The sequence below is a fragment of the Ensifer sp. GW821-FHT05G01 genome (genome assembly GCF_059419585.1).
The window spans coordinates 142,601-165,591 of record NZ_JBWKSC010000016.1 but is presented as its reverse complement, the minus strand read 5'-3'; the positions used below and the strand labels follow the sequence as shown (position 1 = coordinate 165,591).

At 61.4% G+C, this 22,991-nt stretch carries 21 protein-coding genes; 5 read left to right on the top strand and 16 right to left on the bottom strand.

What is annotated here, in order from left to right; genetic code table 11:
• The first annotated feature begins 111 nt into the window (after positions 1-111).
• Positions 112-729 carry a GntR family transcriptional regulator gene (locus AC07UR_RS30780; protein ID WP_173419832.1) on the top strand — a complete coding sequence of 206 codons (618 nt, stop codon included), beginning with the start codon at positions 112-114 and terminating at the stop codon, positions 727-729.
• Between the two features lie 4 nt (positions 730-733).
• On the opposite strand, the gene scpC is transcribed toward AC07UR_RS30780, so the two are convergent.
• The 6 genes from scpC to cysG form a co-directional block, all read right to left on the bottom strand.
• Entirely contained in the window at positions 734-2,236 is a 1,503-nt protein-coding gene (gene scpC / locus AC07UR_RS30775) for a succinyl-CoA:acetate CoA-transferase ScpC (protein ID WP_209792913.1), read from the bottom strand.
• A 279-nt stretch (positions 2,237-2,515) separates the two neighbouring features.
• Positions 2,516-3,328 carry a ferredoxin--NADP reductase gene (locus tag AC07UR_RS30770; protein ID WP_173419830.1) on the bottom strand — a complete coding sequence of 271 codons (813 nt, stop codon included), beginning with the start codon at positions 3,326-3,328 and terminating at the stop codon, positions 2,516-2,518.
• A 147-nt stretch (positions 3,329-3,475) separates the two neighbouring features.
• Positions 3,476-3,976: a DUF934 domain-containing protein gene (locus AC07UR_RS30765; protein WP_209792911.1), complete on the bottom strand. Its 501-nt coding sequence runs from the start codon at positions 3,974-3,976 to the stop codon at positions 3,476-3,478.
• Between the two features lie 17 nt (positions 3,977-3,993).
• A complete protein-coding gene (locus tag AC07UR_RS30760) occupies positions 3,994-5,667 on the bottom strand; it encodes a nitrite/sulfite reductase (protein WP_209792909.1) in 1,674 nt (557 codons plus the stop codon).
• Between the two features lie 14 nt (positions 5,668-5,681).
• The gene (locus tag AC07UR_RS30755; protein WP_209792907.1) at positions 5,682-5,996 is read right to left on the bottom strand and encodes a DUF2849 domain-containing protein; all 315 of its coding nucleotides are present in this window, start codon (positions 5,994-5,996) and stop codon (positions 5,682-5,684) included.
• A 10-nt stretch (positions 5,997-6,006) separates the two neighbouring features.
• The gene (gene cysG, locus AC07UR_RS30750; RefSeq protein ID WP_209792905.1) at positions 6,007-7,467 is read right to left on the bottom strand and encodes a siroheme synthase CysG; all 1,461 of its coding nucleotides are present in this window, start codon (positions 7,465-7,467) and stop codon (positions 6,007-6,009) included.
• 232 nt (positions 7,468-7,699) lie between these two features.
• On the opposite strand from cysG, the gene AC07UR_RS30745 reads away from it, so the two are divergent.
• Together AC07UR_RS30745 and mazG are read left to right on the top strand one after the other, a co-directional pair.
• Positions 7,700-8,287: a nucleoside deaminase gene (locus AC07UR_RS30745; RefSeq protein WP_209792903.1), complete on the top strand. Its 588-nt coding sequence runs from the start codon at positions 7,700-7,702 to the stop codon at positions 8,285-8,287.
• A 4-nt stretch (positions 8,288-8,291) separates the two neighbouring features.
• A complete protein-coding gene (gene mazG / locus AC07UR_RS30740) occupies positions 8,292-9,125 on the top strand; it encodes a nucleoside triphosphate pyrophosphohydrolase (RefSeq protein WP_209792901.1) in 834 nt (277 codons plus the stop codon).
• A gap of 30 nt (positions 9,126-9,155) precedes the next feature.
• Here mazG and hflX read toward each other — a convergent pair whose 3' ends face one another.
• The 9 genes from hflX to dusB all read right to left on the bottom strand — a co-directional run bounded on the left by hflX (position 9,156) and on the right by dusB (position 20,692).
• Positions 9,156-10,481 carry a GTPase HflX gene (hflX, locus tag AC07UR_RS30735; RefSeq protein WP_209792899.1) on the bottom strand — a complete coding sequence of 442 codons (1,326 nt, stop codon included), beginning with the start codon at positions 10,479-10,481 and terminating at the stop codon, positions 9,156-9,158.
• Positions 10,482-10,559: 78 nt separating this feature from the next.
• Positions 10,560-10,802: an RNA chaperone Hfq gene (hfq, locus tag AC07UR_RS30730; protein ID WP_003535434.1), complete on the bottom strand. Its 243-nt coding sequence runs from the start codon at positions 10,800-10,802 to the stop codon at positions 10,560-10,562.
• A 110-nt stretch (positions 10,803-10,912) separates the two neighbouring features.
• Positions 10,913-11,776: a D-amino-acid transaminase gene (locus tag AC07UR_RS30725; protein ID WP_209792897.1), complete on the bottom strand. Its 864-nt coding sequence runs from the start codon at positions 11,774-11,776 to the stop codon at positions 10,913-10,915.
• 15 nt (positions 11,777-11,791) lie between these two features.
• The gene (trkA, locus tag AC07UR_RS30720) at positions 11,792-13,168 is read right to left on the bottom strand and encodes a Trk system potassium transporter TrkA (RefSeq protein WP_173419821.1); all 1,377 of its coding nucleotides are present in this window, start codon (positions 13,166-13,168) and stop codon (positions 11,792-11,794) included.
• A 52-nt stretch (positions 13,169-13,220) separates the two neighbouring features.
• Positions 13,221-14,585: a two-component system response regulator NtrX gene (gene ntrX / locus AC07UR_RS30715; RefSeq protein ID WP_077498329.1), complete on the bottom strand. Its 1,365-nt coding sequence runs from the start codon at positions 14,583-14,585 to the stop codon at positions 13,221-13,223.
• Positions 14,575-16,845 (bottom strand): sensor histidine kinase NtrY-like, encoded by a 2,271-nt coding sequence (locus tag AC07UR_RS30710; protein ID WP_209792895.1) that lies wholly within the window; start codon positions 16,843-16,845, stop codon positions 14,575-14,577. The genes ntrX and AC07UR_RS30710 overlap by 11 nt, the downstream gene beginning before the upstream one ends.
• A 213-nt stretch (positions 16,846-17,058) precedes the next feature.
• Positions 17,059-18,513 carry a nitrogen regulation protein NR(I) gene (gene ntrC, locus AC07UR_RS30705; protein WP_077498331.1) on the bottom strand — a complete coding sequence of 485 codons (1,455 nt, stop codon included), beginning with the start codon at positions 18,511-18,513 and terminating at the stop codon, positions 17,059-17,061.
• Positions 18,510-19,667 (bottom strand): two-component system sensor histidine kinase NtrB, encoded by a 1,158-nt coding sequence (locus AC07UR_RS30700; protein ID WP_173419819.1) that lies wholly within the window; start codon positions 19,665-19,667, stop codon positions 18,510-18,512. Before AC07UR_RS30700 ends, ntrC begins: the two co-directional genes overlap by 4 nt.
• On the bottom strand, positions 19,664-20,692 hold the full coding sequence (dusB, locus tag AC07UR_RS30695) for a tRNA dihydrouridine synthase DusB (protein WP_209792893.1): 1,029 nt from the start codon (positions 20,690-20,692) through the stop codon (positions 19,664-19,666). The genes AC07UR_RS30700 and dusB overlap by 4 nt, the downstream gene beginning before the upstream one ends.
• Positions 20,693-20,841: 149 nt before the next feature.
• Here dusB and AC07UR_RS30690 point away from each other — a divergent pair, with 149 nt between their 5' ends.
• Positions 20,842-22,065, top strand: a complete 1,224-nt coding sequence (locus AC07UR_RS30690; RefSeq protein ID WP_209792891.1) for a bifunctional 2-C-methyl-D-erythritol 4-phosphate cytidylyltransferase/2-C-methyl-D-erythritol 2,4-cyclodiphosphate synthase — start codon at positions 20,842-20,844, stop codon at positions 22,063-22,065.
• Complete coding sequence (locus tag AC07UR_RS30685) at positions 22,052-22,540, top strand: CinA family protein (protein WP_209792889.1); 489 nt, start codon at positions 22,052-22,054, stop codon at positions 22,538-22,540. Before AC07UR_RS30690 ends, AC07UR_RS30685 begins: the two co-directional genes overlap by 14 nt.
• Here the strand turns inward: AC07UR_RS30685 and AC07UR_RS30680 are convergent.
• On the bottom strand, positions 22,537-22,986 hold the full coding sequence (locus AC07UR_RS30680) for a type II toxin-antitoxin system RatA family toxin (RefSeq protein ID WP_173419815.1): 450 nt from the start codon (positions 22,984-22,986) through the stop codon (positions 22,537-22,539). The two genes, AC07UR_RS30685 and AC07UR_RS30680, sit on opposite strands and share 4 nt — an antisense overlap.
• Positions 22,987-22,991: the final 5 nt, after the last annotated feature.

Here is a 22,991-nt window from a genome sequence, read left to right as displayed (position 1 = left end):
ATGGCTACCACTTCGATCAGTGTAATCATTCCTGATTAGCAGCCATGAGTTCGTTTGCCATTAAACTGAAAACATGACACGCTCTGATATATCAGAAACTGCGGGATGCACATGTCAGTTCACTCCCAGGCCCACCTCGCCTATCTCGCTCTCGAGCGGCTGATCGTTACGCTCAAGCTTGAGCCCGGCATGTTGCTGACGGAAAGACAACTGATCGAACTTGCCGGGCATGGCCGCACGCCGGTGCGCGAGGCCATCCAGAAGCTTGCCTGGCAGGAACTGATGGAAGTCCGTCCGCGCATCGGCCTACAGATAACGACGATCGGGCCGGACGATCGCGCGCATGTGGTGCAAACTCGCCAGAAGCTGGAGCCGCTTGCAGCCGCCTTGGTCGCGGAACACGCCACCACGGATGCACGGCGCGCAATGAAGGAATGCGCCGCGGAAATGAGCCGATGCGCAGACGCTGCCGACATGGAAGGCTTCCTGGTTGCCGACAAGGTCTTCGACGAACTGATGGAGGAAGTCTGCCCCAACAGGTTCCTGACGGCGGCTCTTGCGCCACTGCAGACGCATGCCCGGCGCATCTGGTTTGCCGCAGCGTCCGTCGAGCGAATGCGCGGATCGGTCGAGCGCCACATCAGGGTGATCGACGCGATCGCGTCTGCCGACGCCGAGGGTGCGGCGGCGGCGATGTCAGCCCTGATGACCTACCTGGCGCAGGAGTAGGCGGTCAGGCACCCGGCAGCATGCTGCCCGTCTTCAGTCGGCGCACGTGCCAGTCGAAGGCTTCCTCCAGGATATGCGGCGTCTGCCCTGCCCGTGTTGCCACGGCGCGCTTGAAATAATCCGCCAGCAACTCGCGATAGGCCGGGTGGCAACAATTGCGGATGATCAACGGCGCGCGCTCGCGCGGCGCAAGGCCGCGCAGATCGGCGAGCCCATGCTCGGTGACCAGGATATCGACATCGTGTTCGGTGTGATCCACATGGGAAACCATCGGCACCACGGACGAGATCGCGCCGCCCTTGGCAACCGATTTCGCAACAAAGATCGACAGGTACGCATTGCGGGCAAAGTCACCGGAGCCGCCGATGCCGTTCATCATGTCGGTACCGCCGACATGGGTCGAGTTGACGTTGCCGTAGATATCGAACTCGAGCGCGGTGTTGATGCCTATAACACCGAGGCGGCGGATGATCTCCGGATGGTTGCTCACCTCCTGTGGCCGCAGGATCACCTTGTCCTTATAGGCGCGGATATTGCGGAAGACCCGATCGGCCCAGGCGCTGCTGAGCGTCATCGACGCCGCCGAGGCGAAGCTCAGCTTGCCGGCCTCGAAAAGCTCGAAGGTGCTGTCCTGCAGCACTTCGCTGTACATGCGCAGATCGTGGAACGGGCTGTCGACGAGGCCACTCAAGACCGAATTCGCTATAACGCCGATACCGGCCTGCAATGGGTTCAACGTCATGTCGAGCCGACCCTTGCGCACTTCGTCCTGAAGAAAGCCGATGAGGTGCCCGGCGATCGAGATGGTCTCGGCATCCGGTGGCGAGATGCGCGCGGCGCTGTCCTGCTTTTCGGTAATGACGATCGCTGCAATCTTGTCCGGATCAATCGGGATATAGGGTGAGCCGACGCGGCTGTCGCAGGCGACGACCGGGATCGGCGTGCGCGACGGTCGCTTGGCCGGAATGTAGATGTCATGCAGCCCCTCGAGCTCCGGGCTGTGGCTGAGATTGAGCTCGACGATCACTTTCCTAGCGAGGATCGCAAAGCTTGCGGAGTTGCCGACCGACGTCGAAGGCACGATGCCACCGTCCTCGGTAATCGCCACCGCCTCGACGACGGCATAGTCGATCGGGCTGATCTGGCCGGAGCGGAGCTGCTCGACCGTTTCAGAGAGGTGCTGGTCGATGAACATGACTTCGCCGCGATTGATGGCAGCGCGCAGCACGGGATCGGATTGGAACGGCAGGCGGCGCGCAAGAACGCCCGCCTCCGTCAGCATCTTGTCGATGTCGTGCCCGAGCGACGCTCCGGTCATCAGGGTGATGCGGAACTTCTCCTTAGCCGCCCGCTGCGCCATGGCCAGCGGCACGGCTTTCGCATCGCCAGCCTTGGTAAAGCCGCTCATGCCGATCGTCATGCCGTCCTTGATCAGGGCCGCCGCCGCCTCAGGCGTGACGATCCGGTCATGCAACGACTTGCGGCGAATTCTGGATTCAAGGCTCATCAGCCACTCCCTGCAAGGTCCGCCATCGCCGGAACATCTCCGGCACGGACGCTTTTATTGGTGCGCTCGTTCCGACTGGTTACGGTCGCGCACCATGTCAAAATGCTAGGGGAACGATAGTGCCTGATGCCAGCCGCCGGTACGCTGATTGATCAGAGCGGAGCTTCCGGAAACGCATAGCTCGTCCTCCGGTCGCGACTGTGGCACAGATGCGAAAAAGGCGCATCCGGTGATGCGCCCTTCAAGATGTTGCGATGATGTTTCGTCTCTTGTCGCCCGTTAGCCGACGAAAGCCCGTTCGATGACGAACTCGGCCGGCTTGTTGTTGGCGCCCTCGGTCAGGCCTGCCGCCTCGAGAATCTCCTTGGTGTCCTTCAACATCGCCGTCGAGCCGCAGATCATGCCGCGGTCGATCGCCGGATCGAGCGGCGGAAGACCGAGATCGGCGAAGAACTTGCCGTTGACCATCAGGTCGGTCACCCGGCCCTTGAACGGGTAGTCCTCGCGCGTCACCGTCGCATAGTGGCGAAGCTTGTCACCGACAATCTCGTTCAGGAATTCGTGGTTGCGAATCTCGTCCACGAGATCGAAGCCGTATTTCAGCTCGGCCACGTCGCGGCAGGTGTGCGTGAGGATGACCTCCTCAAACTTCTCATAGGTCTCGGGGTCGCGGATCAGGCTGGCAAAAGGCGCAATGCCGGTGCCGGTCGAGAACATGTAGAGCCGGCGGCCGGGAACAAGCGCATCCAGAACCAGCGTACCGGTCGGTTTCTTGCGCATCAGCACCTTGTCGCCCGGCTTGATCGCCTGCAGATGCGACGTCAGCGGGCCATCGGGAACCTTGATCGAGAAGAATTCGAGTTCCTCGTCCCAGGCCGGACTTGCGATCGAGTAGGCGCGATAGACGGGTTTGTCCCCGACCATCAAACCAATCATCGCGAATTCGCCGGAGCGGAAGCGGAACTCCGCAGGACGGGTCATTCGGAAGCGGAAGAGCCGATCCGTATAGTGAGTGACGCTCGTCACCGTCTCGACGAAGACACCTGCTGGTGCCTGGATCGCGAAATCTTCCGTTTTTGCCGGAGCATTCATCGTGGCTACAGTCCTGTAAATGATGACCCTGTCTATCAACAATAAGCGGATATTCCAAGCCGCGCTCAACGGGAAGGAAATCCCTTCCAAATATAGTCGCTTTCGCGCAATTCGGCGTGCTTCACACTGTCGCGGTCAGCACAACATTCAAGAAACACGCCGCCAGCTATAGGATCTGGCGTCTGCAGAGGGTCGCGCCGTCGGCTGATAATGATTGGCGATACCCGGCAACCGGCCCTCCGTCAGACGCTTCAGGGCCGTTCCATTGGTTACCGCGAAACTATCGATACCGCAACGCAGCATCAACGGGATCTGATCGATCAGGACGTCTCCGACTGCCCTTACCTCACCGGCAAAACCAAGCCGCGCGCGCAACAGCGACGCATGGCTGAATGCCCGCCCGTCATTGAAAGCCGGGAATGCGACGGCGACCAGCGCGATGCGATCGAGATGAGGCTGCAGTTTGGTCACGTCATCCGCCGGAGCAACGACAACCCCCAAGCCAACCTCGTCCGTCTCGGCCACCTTGGCGAGAAACGCGTCGAGAGCGAGGATCGCCTTTTCGTTCGAACCGGCCTTGGTTTCCTCGTTTTCGATGATCCAGGGATCATCACTCACAAAGCCGGTTTCTTTCCAGATTTTTGTCATGTCCGTTCCTTAGCCCCTCAAGCGGCTTCCTGTGCGCTGCCGCCATAGAGCGCGTCTTTAAAGGGTTGCGGACCGACCCGACGGTACGCTTCGAGGAACGTCTCCGACTTGTCGTTGCGCAGCCCGAGATAGGTATCGACGATCGTCTCGATCGCGTCGGTCACCTTCTCCGGTTCAAAACCGCGACCGATGATCTCGCCGATCGAAGTGTTCTCATCGCCGGAGCCGCCAAGCGTGATCTGATAGAGTTCCGAACCCTTCTTCTCAACGCCGAGCAGGCCGATATGGCCAACATGGTGGTGGCCGCAGGCGTTGATGCAGCCGGAGATCTTGATCTTCAACTCACCGATTTCGGCCTGCCGCTCTGGCGCGCCGAAGCGGGTCGAGATTTCCTGCGCGACCGGAATGGAGCGAGCGTTTGCAAGCGCGCAGTAGTCTAGCCCGGGACAGGCAATGATATCGGTGATCAGGCCGGCATTGGCCGTCGCCAGACCGGCAACGACGAGCGCCCGGTAAATCGGCTCCAGATCCGCCAGCGCCACATGCGGCAGGATTAGGTTCTGCTCGTGGCTGACGCGGATTTCGTCGAAGGCATATTCCTCGGCGATGTCGGCAACGGCGTCCATCTGGGCGTCGGTCGCATCCCCCGGAATGCCGCCGATCGGCTTCAGCGAGATCGTGACCATTCCGTAGTCAGGATGCTTGTGCGGCTGAACGTTCTGGTGAACCCAGCGCGAGAACTCCGCATCGGTCTTCTTCCAGCGTGCAAGGCTTTCCCAGCCTTCCGCGCGCGGCTCCAGCGCCGGAGGTGCGAAATAGGTGGAGATGGCCTGGATATCGGCTTCCGGCAGCTTCAGCTCCGTATCCTTCAGCGCTGTGAATTCCACCTCGACCTGACGGGAGAGTTCTTCCGCCCCGGTCTCGTGCACGAGGATCTTGATGCGTGCCTTGTACTTGTTGTCGCGACGGCCATGCAGGTTGTAAACGCGCATGATCGCCGTCGTGTAGGACAGAAGGTCCTCTTCCGGCAGGAAATCGCGGATCTTCTTGGCGATCATTGGCGTGCGGCCCTGTCCGCCACCGACATAGACGGCAAAGCCGATGCGGCCGTTCTCATCCTTCTTCAGGTGCAGGCCGATGTCATGCACCTGGATTGCGGCGCGGTCGCGCTCGGCACCGGTAACGGCGATCTTGAACTTGCGCGGCAGGAACGAGAATTCCGGGTGAACGCTCGACCACTGTCTGAGGATTTCGGCATAAGGCCTTGGATCTGCAACTTCATCAGCCGCCGCACCAGCGAAATGGTCTGCCGTCACGTTGCGAATGCAATTGCCCGACGTCTGAAGCGCGTGCATTTCGACACTTGCCAGTTCGTCGAGGATATCCGGCGTGTCGGAAAGGCGCGGCCAATTGTACTGGATGTTCTGGCGGGTGGTGAAGTGACCATATCCGCGGTCGTACTTGCGGGCGATATGGGCAAGCATACGCATCTGGCGGCTGGACAGCGTGCCATAGGGGATGGCGACGCGCAGCATATAGGCATGAAGCTGCAGGTACACGCCGTTCATCAGACGCAGCGGCTTGAATGCATCCTCGGCCAGTTCGCCGTTCAGGCGGCGTTCAACCTGATCGCGGAACTGATCGACTCGCGAGGAAACGAAGGCATGATCGAATTCATCGTAACGGTACATATCGTGTCGGTTCCTCAGGCAGCAAAGTTCGGGCCGGCGAGGCCATTATATCCGGCGGCATAGGGGATCGAAGGGCCTTCGGCGCGGATGCGTTCGCGCATACGCAGCGGCCGCAGAATGCCGTTGACTTCCTCGACGTCGACGACGTTGGCGTCGACCACCTTGTTGTCGTCAAAAGCGAGTTTGCCGGTCGCTTCGAGCGCGGTGACCGCCTCGGCATGGCGGGCAATGAAGGCCTGCTGGAGCTGCTCGACCCAGTTGCCCGAGGCATCCAGCCAGACGGATATGCCATCCGAGAGCCGATTTGCCGTCAATACCTTGTTCACCATGACGTTTCCCTTAATTCACAAACTGTTCGCTGCGCTCAGCGGCAGCTTCGATCTTCTTATGCTTTGCCGTGCGCTTGCCGGCCACCAGCGGCTCGGAACGCTCGAAATTCGCGCCGGCTACGGCGTCGCCGATGATGACCATGACCGGCCCGGAAAGTTCGGTGCGGCTCTCAAGATCCGGCAGGTCCTTGAGCGTGCCGTGCAACAGCCGGCGGTCGGAGCGGCTGGCGTTTTCGATCACAGCCACGGTCGTTTCCGCGGGCAAGCCCGCCTGCATCAGGCGGCCGGCAACCGAGGCCGCGACGGTGCGCCCCATATAGACCGCGATGGTCGCGCCGGACACGGCCAGGCGCGCCCAGTCCGGCAGCACTTCGCCAGTCAGGTCATGGCCGGTCGTAAAGACCAGCGACGATGCAACGCCGCGCAATGTCAGCGGCAACTCGAAATCAGCGGCGGCGGCAAAGGCAGAGGTGATCCCCGGTACGATCTCATAGGTGATATCAGCCTCGCGCAGCGCGGCCATTTCTTCGCCAGCGCGACCGTAGACAAGCGGATCGCCAGATTTCAGGCGAACGACGCGCTTGCCTTCACTTGCAAGCTTCACCAGCAGCTGGTTGATCTCGTCCTGTGATTTCGTGTGGCACCCCTTGCGCTTGCCGACAGAGAGGCGCTCGGCATCGCGGCGCCCCATGTCGACGATCGCCTGTGGCACCAGCGCGTCGTAGACGATCGCATCGGCTTCCATCATCACCCGCTGCGCCCTCAGCGTCAGCAGATCCTCGGCGCCCGGGCCAGCGCCGACGAGCCAGACGTGACCGGAGGCTGCCTGTGCCGTGTCGAGCAGGCGCGAAGCTTCGCGGCGCGCGGCGGCAACATCGCCAAGCGCAACCTTGTCTGCCACCGGCCCCTGAAAGAACCGACGCCAGAAGAGGCGACGCGCGACACCGCGCGGCACGAGCCGATCGACAGCTTCGCGGTAGCTGGCGGCGAGCGTTGCCACGAGCCCGAGCGACGGTGACAGCATCTGATCGATCTGGGCGCGGATCATCTGCGCAAGCACCGGGCCCGCGCCTTCGGTACCGATCGCAACGGCGACCGGGGCGCGATTGACGAGCGCCGGCGTAAAGAAATCGCAGTAATCGGGCTGGTCGACGGCGTTGGCCGGAATTCTCTGTTCGCGCGCGGCAACGACGATTTCGCGATCTTGCGCTGCATCGCCAGTCGCGGCAAACGCCAGGATCGCGCCTTCAAGTTGTTTCGGAGCGAAGGCGGCGCGTACGGTTTCAATCGCGCGCTCGCTCAGAAATGCAGCGAAGTCGGCCTCCGGTGCATCGGCATAAACGACGATCGCGGCCTCGGTGTTGAGCAGCAGACGCACCTTGGCAAAGGCCTCGTCGCCATTGCCGAAAACCGCCACGCGCTTTTGCGCGACGCGAAAGAATGCGGGGAAGACGGAGAGTTGCTGCGGCATGGTCTTGCAATCTGTTCCTTCTACAGGCTCCGCTCAATATCCCGCATAGCCCACAGCAATTGAAGAAACAGAAATTTCAATGGCTTTGAGGTCCCGTATTGTTTTGCTCGACCACGCGGCATTTTGAGCAAATATCTCCGGGACTGTTGCGCAATACCTGCTGTCGGCAGCCATTGCGCCCAAGGGGCAACCTCCGTTAAATGCCGCAACGCATTTGCCGGAGACTGAAGACATGACGCAATCCGAACTGGCCGAACGGCTGCTCGATGTGATCGAACAGGATATCCTGCCCCTGACGGAAAAGGGTGTGGCCGCCGGCAACAAGGTGTTTGGCGCGGCGATCCTGCGCAAGTCCGATCTTTCTCTCGTTCTCGCCGAGACGAACAACGAGACGGAAAATCCGCTCTGGCACGGCGAAGTACACGCACTCAAGCGTTTCTACGAGCTGGCGGAAAAACCTGATACACACGACTTGATCTTCCTTTCGACGCACGAGCCCTGCTCGATGTGTCTGTCGGCAATCACCTGGGCGGGCTTTGACAATTTCTACTACTTCTTCAGCCACGAAGATTCGCGCGACAGCTTTTCCATCCCGCACGACCTGAAGATCCTCAAGGAGGTGTTTCGTCTTGAGCCAGGCGGCTACGCACAGAACAATGCGTTCTGGACGTCATCGTCGATCGCAGCGCTCGCCAGGGACGCCGACCAGGCAACGCAGGAGAAGCTTGCAGCCCAGGATGCTCGCATCCGTGACCGTTATCAGCGCCTGTCCGACAGTTACCAGTCGGGCAAAAGCGACAACGCCATTCCGTTGAATTGATCTTATGAAACCATCACGCGACATCAAGGGCCTTCTCGATATCATGGAAGCACTGCGGCAGCCGGAAACCGGCTGCCCGTGGGACGTCGTCCAGACGTTCGAGACGATCAAGCCCTATACCATCGAAGAAGCCTACGAAGTTGCCGACGCGATCGAGCGCGGCGACATGCATGACCTTTGCGACGAGCTGGGAGACCTGCTGTTGCAGGTGGTGTTTCATGCCCGCATGGCCGAAGAGGCCGGCGAGTTCGCCTTCGGCGATGTCGTCGAGGCCGTCACGGCCAAGATGATCCGCCGCCACCCGCACGTCTTTGCCCGTTCGGACGCGGACACTCCGGAAGCAGTCAAGGCCCAGTGGGACGAGATCAAGCAGGCCGAAAAGGCCGAACGTCAGGCGCGGCGCGCCAACCGGGGTTTGCCGCACGATGGTGCTGCCAGTCATCTGGGTTCGATCCAGCGCAGCTTCCCTGCCCTCGTGGAAGCGCTGAAACTGCAGGAACGCGCCGCCAAGGTCGGCTTTGACTGGTCGGAGCCGGAGCCGATCCTCGACAAGATCGAGGAAGAGATCGGAGAGTTGCGTCAGGCGTTGAAGGAGAGGGACCGTGCGAAGGTGGCCGATGAACTCGGCGATCTGATCTTTGCGGTCGTGAACATCGGCCGCCATGTCGGCACCGATCCGGAAATGGCGCTGCGCGGCACCAATACCAAGTTCCGCCGACGCTTTGCCCATATCGAGCACGAGCTTGAAGCGCACGGAGAAACGCTCGAGGAAGCCACGCTGGAACGGATGGAAGAGCTGTGGCAGGCGGCCAAGGCCATCGAACGGCAACTGACCTGAGGCGACGATCCGCGCCTCAGTTGCAATGTCTTACCAGTCTTCCGCGGCGGGCTTCGGCCCGTTGCCGAGACGCCGCTCCAGATCCACAGCCTCGTTTTCCGTCAGACGCAGATCGAGACTGACGCTGCCGTCCTCCTGATCTTCGCGACCGTCGACGATGGCATGTTCGTAGACCCAGGGCAGAAGCTGCAACTGATCGACACCGAGAACGACGGTGCATTCTGTCAGGACACCGGAAAGCCTACGGCCGATCTCGGCCAGCAGCCCATCAACGCCCTCACCGGTAATCGCCGAGACGGCCACGGTGTTCTCAGAGCTTGCGGCTTTGTTCGTCAAGGCCTCACGCGCTTCCGGCTCAAGCCGGTCGATCTTGTTCCAGACCTCGACAAGCCGGGCCGCAGCCTCCTTCTCGTCAATCCCGAGATCGGCAAGGATGCGCAGAACGTCGCTTGCCTGCGCCTGATTGTCGGGATCGGAGAGATCGCGGACATGCAGGATCAAATCGGCTTCAAGCACCTCTTCGAGCGTCGCACGGAAGGCCGCGACAAGATGCGTCGGCAGATCCGAGATGAAGCCGACCGTGTCGGACATGATCACCATGCGGCCTTGCGGCAGCTTCAGCCGTCGCAACGTCGGATCGAGCGTTGCAAACAGCATGTCCTCAGCCAGCACGCCGGCTCCGGTCATTCGGTTAAAAAGCGTCGACTTGCCGGCATTGGTGTAGCCGACGAGTGCCACAATCGGATGCGGCACCTTCTTGCGCTTGGAGCGGTGCAATTGCCGTGTGCGGCGAACCTGTTCCAGTTCGCGCTCAAGCTTGACGATACGGTCCTGCAGCAAGCGCCGGTCCGCTTCGATCTGGGTTTCGCCCGGGCCGCCCATGAAGCCGCCACCGCCGCGCTGACGCTCGAGGTGGGTCCAGCTCCTGACGAGCCGGCCCTTCTGATAGTTGAGATGTGCGAGATCAACCTGCAACGTGCCTTCCTTGGTGGAGGCGCGGCGTCCGAAGATCTCAAGGATGAGGCCCGTCCGGTCGATGACCTTGGCGTTCCATTCCTTTTCCAGATTGCGCTGCTGCACCGGGGTCAGCGGGTGGTCGACGATGACCAGGCCAGCATCCTGTTCAACGAGGATGTGACCGATCTCCTCGATCTTGCCGGTGCCGAGAAGCGTGCCTGGCTTTGGCTGTGCCACCGATACGATGGCCCCATGAACGACGTTAAGGTCGATCGCCCGTGCAAGGCCGGCTGCTTCCTCGAGCCGACTTTCGTCGGTGCGGGTGCTGGTCGCAGAAAGAGTTTCAGCCGTCTGCCGGCCGGTCTTTTTCAGAACCGGCACGATGACGACTGCGCGCATGTCGTCGCGGAGCGTTTCAAGCTCCGGAATGATCGACGACGACTTTGAATCCCGTTTGGTAATGTGCCTTACGTCCCGTCAGGATGCGGCTTCTTCGTTCTCGAACATCTGCAGCGGCTGGCCCGGCATGATGGTCGAGATCGCGTGCTTGTAGACGAGCTGCGAATGACCATCGCGGCGCAACAACACACAGAAATTGTCAAATGACGTGACAACGCCCGTCAATTTGACGCCGTTGATAAGAAAAATTGTCAGAGAAATCTTTTGTTTGCGGACCGTATTAAGGAAAAGATCCTGCAAGTTCTGAGAACGTTCCGCCATCGCGCCGATTCTTTCTTATTTGCCGGCGTCGCGCGCCGGTGCATTTTGTCTATTTTTTCAATCAGAGGCGTCACAAGTACCCTTCCCCCGACGCCTCTGTCAGTTTGGTATCAAATCAATGTCTTTTCCGCAACGTCGAAAAAGGCTTCACGAATATTCTGTGCTATGCTTCCTGGATGACCGTTGCCGATCGGTTTGCCGTCGATGGAAACGACCGGAAAACAGATGCTCGTTGCGGCCGTGATGAAGACCTCGCGCGCTGCGAGCATCTCGTCCACTGAGAAGGCCCGTTCCTCGATCTTGATGCCAAGGGGCCTGGCCACGTCCATCAGCGTCGTGCGGGTAATACCCCTGAGAATGCCGTGATCGGCCGGGCGCGTACGCAGGACGCCGTCGCGATCGACGATCCAGACATTGGTCGCAGCACCTTCTTTCACCGTGCCATCAGGATCGACGAAGATCGCCTCCTGGGCGCCCTCCTCCTTGGCCTTCTGGCGGGCCAGCACGTTCGGCAGAAGACCGACGGACTTGATGTCGACCCGATCCCAGCGGTTCTCCGGAACCGTTATCGCCGAGATGCCTTCGGCGCCCTTCCGGGCGATTGCCGCCGTATCGGTACGCTTTGCCGTCACCACGATCGTCGGCGCGGTGTCTTTTGCCGGGAAGACATGATCGCGGCGAGCGACACCGCGCGTGACCTGCATGTAGAACAGGCCGTTTCGCACCCGGTTGCGGCGCACGACTTCACGAATGACATGGGTCAGCGCCGCACGGCTCATCGGCCAGTCGATGCGAAGTTCACTCAGCGATCGACCAAGGCGGTCGAGATGGCGGGTCAGATCGACGATGAAGCCATGACGGATCTCGCAGACCTCGTAGACCCCGTCCGCGAACTGGTAGCCACGATCTTCGATATGGATGGCAGCATCGGCGTGCGGCACGTAGGCGCCGTTGACATAGGCAATTCTCGGCATGGCGTTTGTTTGACCTCAGAAGAACTGGATGCTGACGCGGAAGAGCTGTTCGACGTGGCGGACGGCCTCGGCGGCGGCAAAGAGCACGACGCGATCCCTAGCCTTGATCTTGGTGTCGCCGTGCGGGCGGATGAATGTCTTGTCCCGGTAGAGCGCGCCGATGCGAATGCCATCGGGCAGATCCAGCTCCCGCAGTGCTTTTCCGACCAGTGGCGAGGTTTCCAGCGCTTCGGCTTCGATCACTTCAGCCGTGCCCTTCTGGACGGCATAGACCGAGCGGATACGACCCTTGCGCACGTGCTGAAGCACGCGCGAGATCGTCACCGCACGCGGGTTGATATAGGCATCGACACCGGCCGTTCCCGCGAAATCCTGGTAGGACGGTTCGTTGATCAAAACCAGCGTCGATTTGGCGCCGAGCCGTTTTGCCATCATGCTGCCGAGGATATTGATCTGGTCGTTGTTGGTCAGCGCCACCACCAGGTCTGCATCCTGCACGTCGGCCTGCATCAGGATGCGCTGATCCATCGCCGAACCGTTGAGAACGACAGTGTTGCTGAGCTTGTCGGCCATCATCACCGCACGGTCTCGATCGTTCTCGATCAGCTTGACGCGGGTCCTCGGCTGGTTTTCCTCGATCGCCTTGGCGACGAAATAGCCGATATTGCCGCCGCCGAGAATGACGATGCGGCGCGCTTCCTGCTCTTCGTGGCCGAACAGAGCCAGCGTGCGGCGCGCATGGTCGCGGTCGCAGACGACATAGGCAAGGTCGCCGGTCTGCAACTGATCCGACGAATGCGGCACGATCAGCTTGCCGTTGCGGAAGATGCCGGTGACCGTTGCCTGCAGATCGGGAAACAGTTCGCTCAACTGCTGCAGCGGCGTGTCGACCACCGGGCAGTCTTCCATGCACTCGATCGCGACCATCGCGATCCGGTCGTCGGCAAAGCGTACGACATCCGTCGCGCCCGGGAACGAGATGCGCCGCAGCACCAAGCGCCCGACTTCGACTTCCGGCGAAATGGTCACATCGATCGGCACGTTCTCGCGGGAGAAAAGGTTGGCGTATTCCGGCGCCAGATAGTTCTGAGCGCGGATACGGGCGACCTTGGTCGGCACATTGAAGATCGCATGCGCCACCTCACAGGCGACGATGTTGACCTCGTCGAACAGCGTGACCGCGATCAACATGTCGGCCTGATCGGCACCGGCTTTCGCCAGCACATCCGGGTGGGCGCCGTGGCCGACATAGCCACGCACATCGAGGCTTTCGGTAATGTTGGCAATGAGCGCCGCCGATGTGTCGATCACCGAGACGTCATTGTCTTCCTGGGCCAACCGTTCGGCGATGCCGTAGCCGACCTGTCCCGCACCACAAATGATCACCTTCATGTCGTTCTTTCACCAAGGTACAGGCGGCCGTCAGCCAGAAGAAATCTATCGCTCAAACGCCCAGCGACTTCAGCTTGCGGTGAAGCGCCGACCGCTCCATGCCAACGAATTCGGCCGTGCGGGAAATGTTGCCGCCGAATCGGTTGATCTGAGCGATCAGATAATCCCGCTCGAACATTTCGCGAGCCTCGCGCAGCGGCAGCGTCATGATGTGCTGGTCGCCCTGCGCGGAGATCTTCGGCAAGGTATCGCCAACTTCGGTCGGCAGCATGTCGGCCGAGATCGGCGTATCCGGGCCGTCACTGCGAGCCAGGATCATCAGCCGTTCGATATTGTTGCGGAGCTGGCGAATGTTGCCGGGCCAATCGTGGGCCTGCAACACCGCAAGCGCATCGTCGCCGATCTTGCGCGGGCGGATACCTGCCTGCTCGCTGACCTGGCGCATGAACATGTCGACAAGAAACGGAATATCCTCGCGGCGCTCGGCCAGAGCCGGCACCCGCACCGGGATGACCGCGAGCCGGTGGAAGAGATCCTCGCGGAAGAGGCCTTCGGAGATCATGTTTTCGAGGTTGTAGGCCGTCGAGGAGATAATGCGGACGTCGACCTTGACGCGCTTCGTGCCGCCGACCCGCTCGAATTGCTGATCGACGAGAACCCGCAGGATCTTGTTCTGCGTTTCGCGCGGCATTTCGCCGACTTCGTCAAGATAGAGGATGCCGCTATGTGCCTCTTCGAGAGCACCGGTACGGCGCGGTTGCCCCGGCGTTCCCTCGGTTCCGAAAAGCGCGATCTCCATGCGGTCGGGCGTGATCGCCGCGGCGTTCAGGGCCACGAACGGACCGGTCGAGCGGGTCGACTTGCGGTGGATCATGCGCGCCACCAGCTCCTTGCCGGAGCCGGACGGCCCCTGGATCATGATGCGGCTGTTGGTCGGCGCGACCTTTTCGACGGTCTGGCGGAGCTGCGAGACGGCAACGGAGGTTCCGATCAGTTCGACCGGATCGCCCGACTTCTTCTTCAACTCCGAGACTTCGCGCTTCAGCTTGGAGTTCTCGAGCGCGCGCTCGGCAATCAAGATCAGGCGGTCAGCCTTAAACGGCTTCTCGATGAAATCATAGGCGCCGCGCTTGATGGCGTTGACCGCCGTTTCGATATTGCCGTGCCCCGAAATCATCACCACCGGCAAATCGGGATGGCGCGCCTTGATCTCGTCGAGCAGGGCGAGGCCGTCGAGGCGGCTGCCCTGCATCCAGATGTCGAGAAAGACGAGCCGCGGCACGCGGTCGCTGATCGCCGCCAGCGCACTGTCGCTATCAAAAGCCGTTCGGGTCTCGTGCCCCTCGTCGGACAGGATGCCGGAGACGATCTCGCGGATGTCTTCCTCATCGTCTACAACCAGAATGTCAGCGGCCATCGCTCGTACCCTTACCCTTCAAAGTGTCTTCGCCCGCGGCTTCTCCGGCAGGCGGCAGGATCACGCGGATCATTGCTCCAACGCCGCCATCGAAATCGGCCGGTGCGTCGTGCAATTCCAATTGTCCGCCATGGTCCTCAATGATCTTCTTGACGATCGCGAGCCCGAGGCCCGTGCCCTTCTCGCGCATCGTCATATACGGTTCCAATATTCTATGCCGGTTCTCGGTCGGCAGGCCCTTGCCGTTGTCTATGACATCGACGACTAGCCGGCCGGCGGCTCCATCCTGCTGCGCACGCACGAGCACTGTCGGCTCGCCACGAACAGCGTCAGTCGACACCGCCTCGATCGACTCCACGGCATTCTTGACGATATTGCCAAAGGCCTGTCCGAGCATGCGGCCATCGAACATGCCTTGGAGCGGCTCGTCGCCGAACTCGCGGATGAAGCGGATGTGGTTGTTGCCCATCTCGCGCAGAAACACGGCGTCCTTCAAAATTGCGCGCAGATCCACCTTCTCCTTCGTCGGCTTCGGCATGCGGGCAAAGGCGGAGAACTCATCGACCATGCGACCGATATCTTCGACCTGCCTTACGATCGTATCGGTGCACTGATCGAAGACGGCCTTGTCTTCCTGATCGATCTGCTTGCCATAGCGACGTTTCAGGCGCTCTGCCGAGAGCTGGATCGGCGTCAGCGGGTTCTTGATTTCGTGTGCGATACGGCGCGCCACATCGGCCCAGGCGGTGGAGCGCTGCGCAATGACAAGATCCGTGATGTCGTCGATGGTGATGACGTAGGACTCGTTTGCCTCGCCGCCTTCTTCGCGCGTCACCTGGATGTTCAGCGTGCGCTCGGTTCCTCCGCGCATAATGTTGATCTGCTTGCGGAAATTGTTGCGGTAGCGGCTTTCCGCTTCGACCAGCACTTCTTCGATCTCAGGCGCAACCACGCGCAGATCCGCACCGAGCAGATCCGGCGCGGTCTTCTTCAGAAACTCCTCCGAAGAGGAATTGGCGATGGTGATCTGCCGGTCGCGGCCGACGCCGATGACTGCTGCCGTGACGCCCGAAAGAACTGCCTCGATGAAGCGCCGTCGATGGTCGACCTCATCCTTGGCCTCGAGGATCTGCTCCTGTTGGGTGCGGATTTCCGAAACCATCTTGTTGAACGTACGCGAAAGATTGCCGACGTCGCCATCGACGGCACGCACCGGCACGACGACGTCAAGATTACCAGCAGCAACGCTGTCGGCGGCGCCGATCAGCTGCCGGATCGGTCGAACGATGCGGTCCGCGACCGCGATCGCCGTCCAGATGGCCGCCAGAAGCACGATCAGGGCAAAGCCGATATAGAGCACGCCGAAGGCAATCTGCGTAAAGGCGCGCCCGGCTTCGAGCGTCTTATACTCCGCCGTGTTTTCTTCCATCAGCCGCAGCGAACGCATCACTTCCGGATCGACGTTGCGAACGGTGTAGAGATAGGTGCCGGGAATATCGTCAAGCGGGATCACCGCACCCACCAGATTGGTAATCCCGGGCGGTATCAATGTCGGCTGTCCGGAAACCGAGCTTTTGAGCGCATCCGGCGGGATGGCCGGCAGGGGCTTTTCCGTCGAGATGTTGGCCTGCAGAATGGCGCTTCCGTCTGCCCGCACGAGGAAGGCGCCGAGCATGCCGCGCCCTCTGGCCTGGCGCGTCACCAGTTCAGTAAAGCCGGTGCGGTCGAGGCTGTAGAGTTGCCGGTTGCGCTCAAGATCATTGGCCATCGAAACGGTCTGACCCTGGAGATAGCTGGCATTCTCCAGCACATAGGCCTGGGCGACGCTGATCGACGACCGGACGATCGCCTGCGTGCGCAGCGAAAACCAGCGGTCAAGTCCGACATCGAGCGTTATGCTGGCGAAGATCGCGACCAGAATGGCGGGCGTGATGGCGACGATCGAAAACAGCGCGACGATGCGGACATGAAGCCGCGCGGCGGCCCGCCCCTTGCGACGCGCCCGCAGCAGCCTGAGAATTTCGCGAACGATGAGATAGATCAGGCCGACGACAAATAGTCCATTGATCGCGGCACAGGCGATGAAAATGTTGCGTTCCAGCCGAATCGGCGTCAGCCCAAGCAGAACGAGCAGAGACAGAGTGGCGCAGACGAGTGCGCCGATCGCCAGCATGAGGCCCGGTAAGGCAAAGGACGCGCGACGGTCGTGTGCCGCCAATCCGTCATCTGTGCCCAGCGGCAAGGCCATTGCATCCACCATGTAAAAAACGTTCCCCCGACCGGCGCCTATCGACACCAGCAATTCTCACGCACATCCCGGGTCAAGGTATTGACCGGACCGTCAACCGGAGCTGTTGCGCATCAGCCACAGCCCCCAAGGCTAGGCAAAGCAGCGCAACACCGCTCGATTCGGCGGTCATAACACGTTCAAGCAACGCATTGTGGCGAAAATGCAACGGTGGTTGCGGCCAAGTCAAGCCGTCCGTGAGCTGCGATACACAGAGACGCCGAGTTCGCGGATCTTCTTGCGCAGCGTGTTGCGGTTGAGGCCGAGCAAATCGGCGGCCTTGATCTGATTTCCTCGCGTTGCCGTCAAAGCGGCAAGGATGAGAGGATACTCCATCTCGGCGAGCACCCGCTCGTAAAGACCGCTTGGGGGAAGCGCGTCCCCGAAGCTGGCAAAGTATTGCCGCATGTTCTCCTCGACCGCCTGCGAGATCGAAAGAGAGCCGTTGCGCGCCTGCGTCTTTTCGATGGGGCTGTCGGGGATTTCCGACCGCAGTTCATTTTCGATAATCTCCCGCGTGATGACATCCTGCGGGTAAAGGGCGGTCAGTCGTCGCACGAGGTTTTCGAGCTCGCGCACGTTGCCCGGCCACGGATGCGCCTTCATCAGTTCCAGCGCCTCCTGATCGAAACGCTTGACGTCCAGACCCTCTTTTTCGGCCTGCTGGACAAAATGGCGTACGAGATCCGGAATGTCTTCCGCACGATCGCGCAGCGGCGGCAGGCGCAGCGGCACCACATTCAGCCGGTAATACAGGTCCTCGCGGAAGAGGCCCTGGTTGATCGACTGTTTCAGATCCTTGTTGGTTGCAGCGACGATGCGCACATCGGAGCGGATCGGCGTGCGTCCGCCCACCGTCGTATACTCGCCCTGCTGCAGCACGCGCAGCAACCGCGTCTGTGCGTCCATCGGCATGTCGCCGATCTCGTCGAGGAAGAGCGTTCCACCTTCGGCCTGCTCAAAACGACCCGTCGAACGTGTCTGCGCGCCGGTGAAGGCCCCCTTTTCGTGACCGAACAGTTCCGATTCGATCAGGTCGCGCGGGATCGCCGCCATGTTGATGGCAACGAAAGGGCCGTTGCGGCGCTTGCCGTAGTCATGCAGCGCCCGCGCCACCAGCTCCTTGCCGGTGCCGGATTCGCCGGTGATCATCAGCGTGAGATCGGTCTGCATCAGGCGGGCGAGAACGCGGTAGATTTCCTGCATCGCTGCGGAGCGACCGACCAGCGGCATGCCATCCTGCGAATCGTCGTCGATCTTCGCCGGGCGTCGCTTCGGCTCGGCCAGCGCCCGGCCGATGATGCCAATCAGCTCGGTCAGATCGAAGGGCTTCGGCAGGTAGTCGTAAGCGCCTTTCTCGGAAGCCTTGATCGCCGTCATGAAGGTGTTCTGCGCACTCATAACAAGGACCGGCAGGTCCGGTCGCGCCTTCTTGATGCGCGGAAGAAGATCGAAGGCATTCTCGTCGGGCATGACCACGTCGGTGACAACAAGGTCACCGTCGCCCGCGGAAATCCAACGCCAGAGCGTCGCTGCGTTCGATGTAATCCGGACATCGTAGCCGGCGCGGCTCAGCGCCTGATTGAGCACGGTGCGAATGGCTGCGTCGTCATCCGCGACGAGGATCGTGGCGCCCGTCATGCAATGTTTCCTTTTGTCATAGGCATGTCGTCTTCATCCGCCGCCTGCCCCTTTGAGGCCGGCATCAGGACGCGGAAAGTCGTGCGGTTCTGCTGGCTGTCGCATTCGACGATGCCGCCATGCCCGCCGATGATCTTGGCGACGAGCGCCAGCCCAAGGCCCGAACCGTTGGTCTTGGTGGTGATGAACGGATCGAACAGGTGCGGCAGCAGGTCGGAGGGAACGCCCGGGCCGTTGTCGTGGACGCAGAACTCCAGCGGCAGCGAGATCTTCTCGCGTGTGCCGGCGACCGAAAGGCGAATGCCGGGCCTGTAGGCGGTCGTCAGCATGATCTCGCCTTCCGGCCGATCGCCGATCGCTTCCGCCGCATTCTTGATGAGATTGAGAAACACCTGCACGAGCTGGTCGCGGTTGGCAAAGACGGACGGAAGGGACGGGTCGTAGTTTTCCGTCACCTTGATCCGGCGCGCAAAACCGGCCCGTGCGATCGCCTTCACGTGATCGAGCACCGAGTGAATGTTGAGCGGCACGCGATCGACCGGCCTCTCGTCGGAAAACACTTCCATGCGATCGACCAGCGATACGATCCGGTCGGTCTCGTCACAGATCAGCCGGGTCAACGCCCGATCCTCGTCGTTGACGGAGGTCTCCAGCAATTGCGCCGCACCCCGAATGCCGGAAAGCGGGTTCTTGATCTCATGCGCCAGCATCGAGGCAAGGCCAGTGACCGAGCGCGCCGCCGCGCGATGCGTCAACTGGCGATCGATCTTGTCGGCCATCGACCGCTCCTGGAACACGACCACGACGGAGCCGGGCTCCGAAATCACCGGCGCCACATAGAGATCGACCAGCTTGTCGGCACCCAGCCGCGGCGAACTCAGATCGACACGATACTCGTTGACCGGCGCCTTGCGCTCGCGCACCTGCTCGATCAGCGTCAAAAGCGGACTGCCGAACGGGATGAAGGCGCTGATATCGTGGCGGGCGAGGTGATTGGCGCTGGCGCCGAAGAAGGATTCGGCTTCCCAATTGGCAAAGGCGACCAGGCCATTCTGATCGACGAGAATTACCGGGTTCTGAATGGCATTCAGAACGGCCATCGACAGCCCGTTGGCAGCAGCCATGGCTTCCGGCGTGTTAGGCTTGTCCGTCATGCAGCGATCCCTTCGCTAGTGAGGGGCGCATGCGAACTGCGAATGGCCTCCGAGGCACGCGCAGCGACGGATTTGGGATCGGTCGACGTCAGGATCGCTCCCTTCTCCGTCCCGGCAAGATCGGATGCGAAACGGTCCAAGTACCAGCCGACATGCTTGCGTGCATGCCTCAAGCCCGTTTCGGCACCGTAGAATTCGAGCATCATTTCATAGTGCTCCACGAAAATGTCGGCGATCTCCGCCTGATCTGGATGGCCTGCAGCACCGGCGAGAACGCCGACATGCCAGGGTCGGCCCTGCGAGGACCGTCCTGCCATGACGGCGTCGGCGCCGGACCGCCGGAGGATCTCCTGCGCATCCGCGACGGTATCGACGTCGCCGTTGGCGACCAGCGGCACAGTCACGACGTCGCGCACGGCGCGGATCGCGTCCCAATCGGCCTTGCCGGTGTAGAACTGCATGCGGGTGCGGCCATGCACGGTGATCGCCTGGACACCGGCCTCCTGCGCCCTCCTGGCAATCAGCGGCGCGTTGATCGAGTTCTCGTCCCAGCCGAGCCGCATCTTCAAAGTGACCGGCACATCGACCGCGTTGACGGTCGCCTCGACCAAAGACAGAGCGTGATCGGGATCGCGCATCAGCGCCGAGCCGGAATAGCCGCCCGTCACTTTCTTTGCCGGGCAACCCATATTGATATCGATGATATCGGCGCCGTTGGCGGCGGCAATCTTGGCCGCCTCGGCCATCCAATGCGCCTCGCGTCCGGCCAGCTGGACGATATGCGGCTTGATGCCGGAGTTCTTCAGCCTCGCCCAGGATTCCGAGGCGTTACCGACCAGTTCGCGGCTCGCTACCATTTCCGTCACGACGAACCCCGCACCGAAGCGCCAGGCCAAAGTGCGGAACGGCAGGTCCGTGACACCTGACATCGGGGCGAGCGCCACCCGGTTGCGGATTTCGATATTCCCGATCCGAAGCGGTGATGACAAAGCCGGAGCTGGCAAATGCATATCTTTCAGGCACATGTTGTTCTTGCACTATTTTTAGACATTGTTCTCTGGCTTGCCAAGCGATTTCGAAGCGTCGGGCAAATTTCCCTGTTCGGCTGGCAAAGCGCGGACCTTCGCGGTACATCACGGCGAAGATTGGCGAAATCCGGGACCACATACAGAAGATGCAGCCTGAAGAACAGCTTTCCTGCGGCATTGTGATCGTTGCAGCAGGGCGCGGCGAACGCGCGGGACAGTCGACCGAGGGGCCAAAACAGTACCGCACCATCGGCGACAAGCCGGTTATCGCCCATACGCTTGACACTTTCGCGACATGGCCGGGGACTGGACCGATCGTCGTTGTGATCCATCCTGACGATGAAGATCTGTTGGCAGCGGCGCGCAGGCGATCGCCGACACGCGCCCTGATCGTCGTTCACGGCGGCGCAACCCGACAGCAATCGGTGCTGGCAGGCCTGGAAGCCGTGGCAGCAACCGGCTCACGCTACGTCATGATTCACGATGCCGTGCGCCCGTTTGCCGATCATGCCCTGCTCTCGCGCTGCGCGGAAGCGGTGGCGAAGGGAGCGCGCGCCGTGCTGCCGGCAATAGCCGTGTCGGATACGCTGAAGCGCGCCGATGCCGCCGGCATGGTGACCGAAACCGTTTCGCGCAATCACCTTCATGCGGCACAGACGCCGCAAACCTTCGACCTCACGACCATCCTCGACGCCCACAGGGCCGCAGCCAGCAGCGGACGGACGGATTTTACCGACGACGCCTCGATCGCCGAATGGGCGGGTATACCGGTCAAACTCGTCGAGGGCACGGTCGACAACATCAAGCTCACACTGAAAAGGGACATCGCCATGGCCGACGAAAAACTCAAGCGACATCTCATCCCGGATGTCCGCACCGGCAATGGCTACGACGTTCACCAGCTGGTCGAAGGTGATGGCGTCACGCTTTGCGGCGTTCTCATCCCGCACACCAAGAAGCTCTCCGGCCATTCCGATGCCGACGTGGCGTTGCATGCGCTGACCGATGCGCTCTTGGCCACCTGCGGCGCCGGCGACATCGGCGACCACTTTCCGCCATCCGACCCGCAGTGGAAGGGTGCGCCTTCACGCATCTTCCTCGAGCATGCGGCCAATATCGTGCGCCAGCGCGGCGGCACCATCACCAATGCCGATATTTCGCTGATTGCCGAAGCGCCGAAGGTCGGACCGCATCGACAGGCCATGCGGGAGAACCTTGCCGCCATGCTCAGCATCGACCTCGACCGGTGCTCGGTCAAGGCGACGACGAACGAGCGGCTCGGCTTTGTCGGTCGCGACGAGGGTATCGCCGCAATCGCGACCGCAACTGTCGTTTACACCTCAGGGGGCACCCACGATGTGGCCGAATGACATTCAAGCGATGGCCGGCAAGATCATTGCCGATTTCACCGCCCGCGGCCTCAAGGTGGCAACGGCCGAATCCTGCACCGGCGGATTGATCGCCGGCGCGTTGACGGAAATCGCCGGATCGTCGGCAGTCGTCGACCGTGGTTTCGTGACCTATTCCAACGACGCCAAGATCCAGATGCTCGGCGTCGATCCGGCGACGCTCGCGGCCCATGGCGCCGTTTCAAGGCAGACGGCCGTCGAAATGGCGCGCGGCGCTGTCTCACGCTCCGAGGCTGATTTTGCCGTCGCCGTCACCGGCATTGCGGGCCCGGGTGGCGGATCGGCAGAAAAGCCTGTTGGACTGGTGCACTTGTCGGCAACCGGGCGCACGGGCACCGCTCTCCACCGCGAGATGCGCTACGGCGATATCGGCCGCGACGCCGTGCGGCTCGCAACCGTCCGAACGGCGCTGGAGATGCTGGCCGAGGTCGCTTAGACGGCGTAGATCTTGTCGGCGCGCTTCTCGAACGCGTCGGAGAACATGCGGAAGGCGCGGTCGAACATCGAGCCCATCAGAGCTCCAAGGATGCGGCTCTTGAACTCGTAGTCGATGTAGAAATGCACCGACGACTGCCCCTCGCCCGCCGGCTCGAAGCGCCAGCGATTATCGAGATACTTGAACGGGCCATCAATGTATTTCACCTCGATCACCCGCTCGGCCTTGTTGAGCAGCACCTGCGTCGTGAATGTCTCGCGGATCGCCTTGTAGCCGACGGTCATATCAGCCAGCAGCAAAACCTTGCCATCCCTCTCCTTACGCGAGCGCACGGTCAGAGCCTCGCAGAGCGGCAGAAATTCCGGGTAGCGTTCGACATCGGCAACGAGATCAAACATCTGGTCGGCCGTGTGCTTGACGACATGGTTCGTTTCGAAGTGTGGCATAAAGG

Coding starts and splice junctions, on each gene's coding strand:
- AC07UR_RS30690 (WP_209792891.1), top strand. CDS start 20,842: ATGCAGCCTGAAGAACAGCTTTCCTGCGGCATTGTGATCGTTGCAGCA.
- ntrX (WP_077498329.1), bottom strand. CDS start 14,585: ATGGCCGCTGACATTCTGGTTGTAGACGATGAGGAAGACATCCGCGAG.
- hflX (WP_209792899.1), bottom strand. CDS start 10,481: ATGCGCGCAGTCGTCATCGTGCCGGTTCTGAAAAAGACCGGCCGGCAG.
- mazG (WP_209792901.1), top strand. CDS start 8,292: ATGAAACCATCACGCGACATCAAGGGCCTTCTCGATATCATGGAAGCA.
- AC07UR_RS30700 (WP_173419819.1), bottom strand. CDS start 19,667: ATGACGGACAAGCCTAACACGCCGGAAGCCATGGCTGCTGCCAACGGG.
- AC07UR_RS30685 (WP_209792889.1), top strand. CDS start 22,052: ATGTGGCCGAATGACATTCAAGCGATGGCCGGCAAGATCATTGCCGAT.
- AC07UR_RS30755 (WP_209792907.1), bottom strand. CDS start 5,996: ATGGTGAACAAGGTATTGACGGCAAATCGGCTCTCGGATGGCATATCC.
- cysG (WP_209792905.1), bottom strand. CDS start 7,467: ATGCCGCAGCAACTCTCCGTCTTCCCCGCATTCTTTCGCGTCGCGCAA.
- AC07UR_RS30745 (WP_209792903.1), top strand. CDS start 7,700: ATGACGCAATCCGAACTGGCCGAACGGCTGCTCGATGTGATCGAACAG.
- AC07UR_RS30680 (WP_173419815.1), bottom strand. CDS start 22,986: ATGCCACACTTCGAAACGAACCATGTCGTCAAGCACACGGCCGACCAG.
- ntrC (WP_077498331.1), bottom strand. CDS start 18,513: ATGACGGGCGCCACGATCCTCGTCGCGGATGACGACGCAGCCATTCGC.
- dusB (WP_209792893.1), bottom strand. CDS start 20,692: ATGTGCCTGAAAGATATGCATTTGCCAGCTCCGGCTTTGTCATCACCG.
- hfq (WP_003535434.1), bottom strand. CDS start 10,802: ATGGCGGAACGTTCTCAGAACTTGCAGGATCTTTTCCTTAATACGGTC.
- AC07UR_RS30725 (WP_209792897.1), bottom strand. CDS start 11,776: ATGCCGAGAATTGCCTATGTCAACGGCGCCTACGTGCCGCACGCCGAT.
- AC07UR_RS30780 (WP_173419832.1), top strand. CDS start 112: ATGTCAGTTCACTCCCAGGCCCACCTCGCCTATCTCGCTCTCGAGCGG.
- scpC (WP_209792913.1), bottom strand. CDS start 2,236: ATGAGCCTTGAATCCAGAATTCGCCGCAAGTCGTTGCATGACCGGATC.
- AC07UR_RS30760 (WP_209792909.1), bottom strand. CDS start 5,667: ATGTACCGTTACGATGAATTCGATCATGCCTTCGTTTCCTCGCGAGTC.
- AC07UR_RS30765 (WP_209792911.1), bottom strand. CDS start 3,976: ATGACAAAAATCTGGAAAGAAACCGGCTTTGTGAGTGATGATCCCTGG.
- AC07UR_RS30770 (WP_173419830.1), bottom strand. CDS start 3,328: ATGAATGCTCCGGCAAAAACGGAAGATTTCGCGATCCAGGCACCAGCA.
- trkA (WP_173419821.1), bottom strand. CDS start 13,168: ATGAAGGTGATCATTTGTGGTGCGGGACAGGTCGGCTACGGCATCGCC.
- AC07UR_RS30710 (WP_209792895.1), bottom strand. CDS start 16,845: ATGGTGGATGCAATGGCCTTGCCGCTGGGCACAGATGACGGATTGGCG.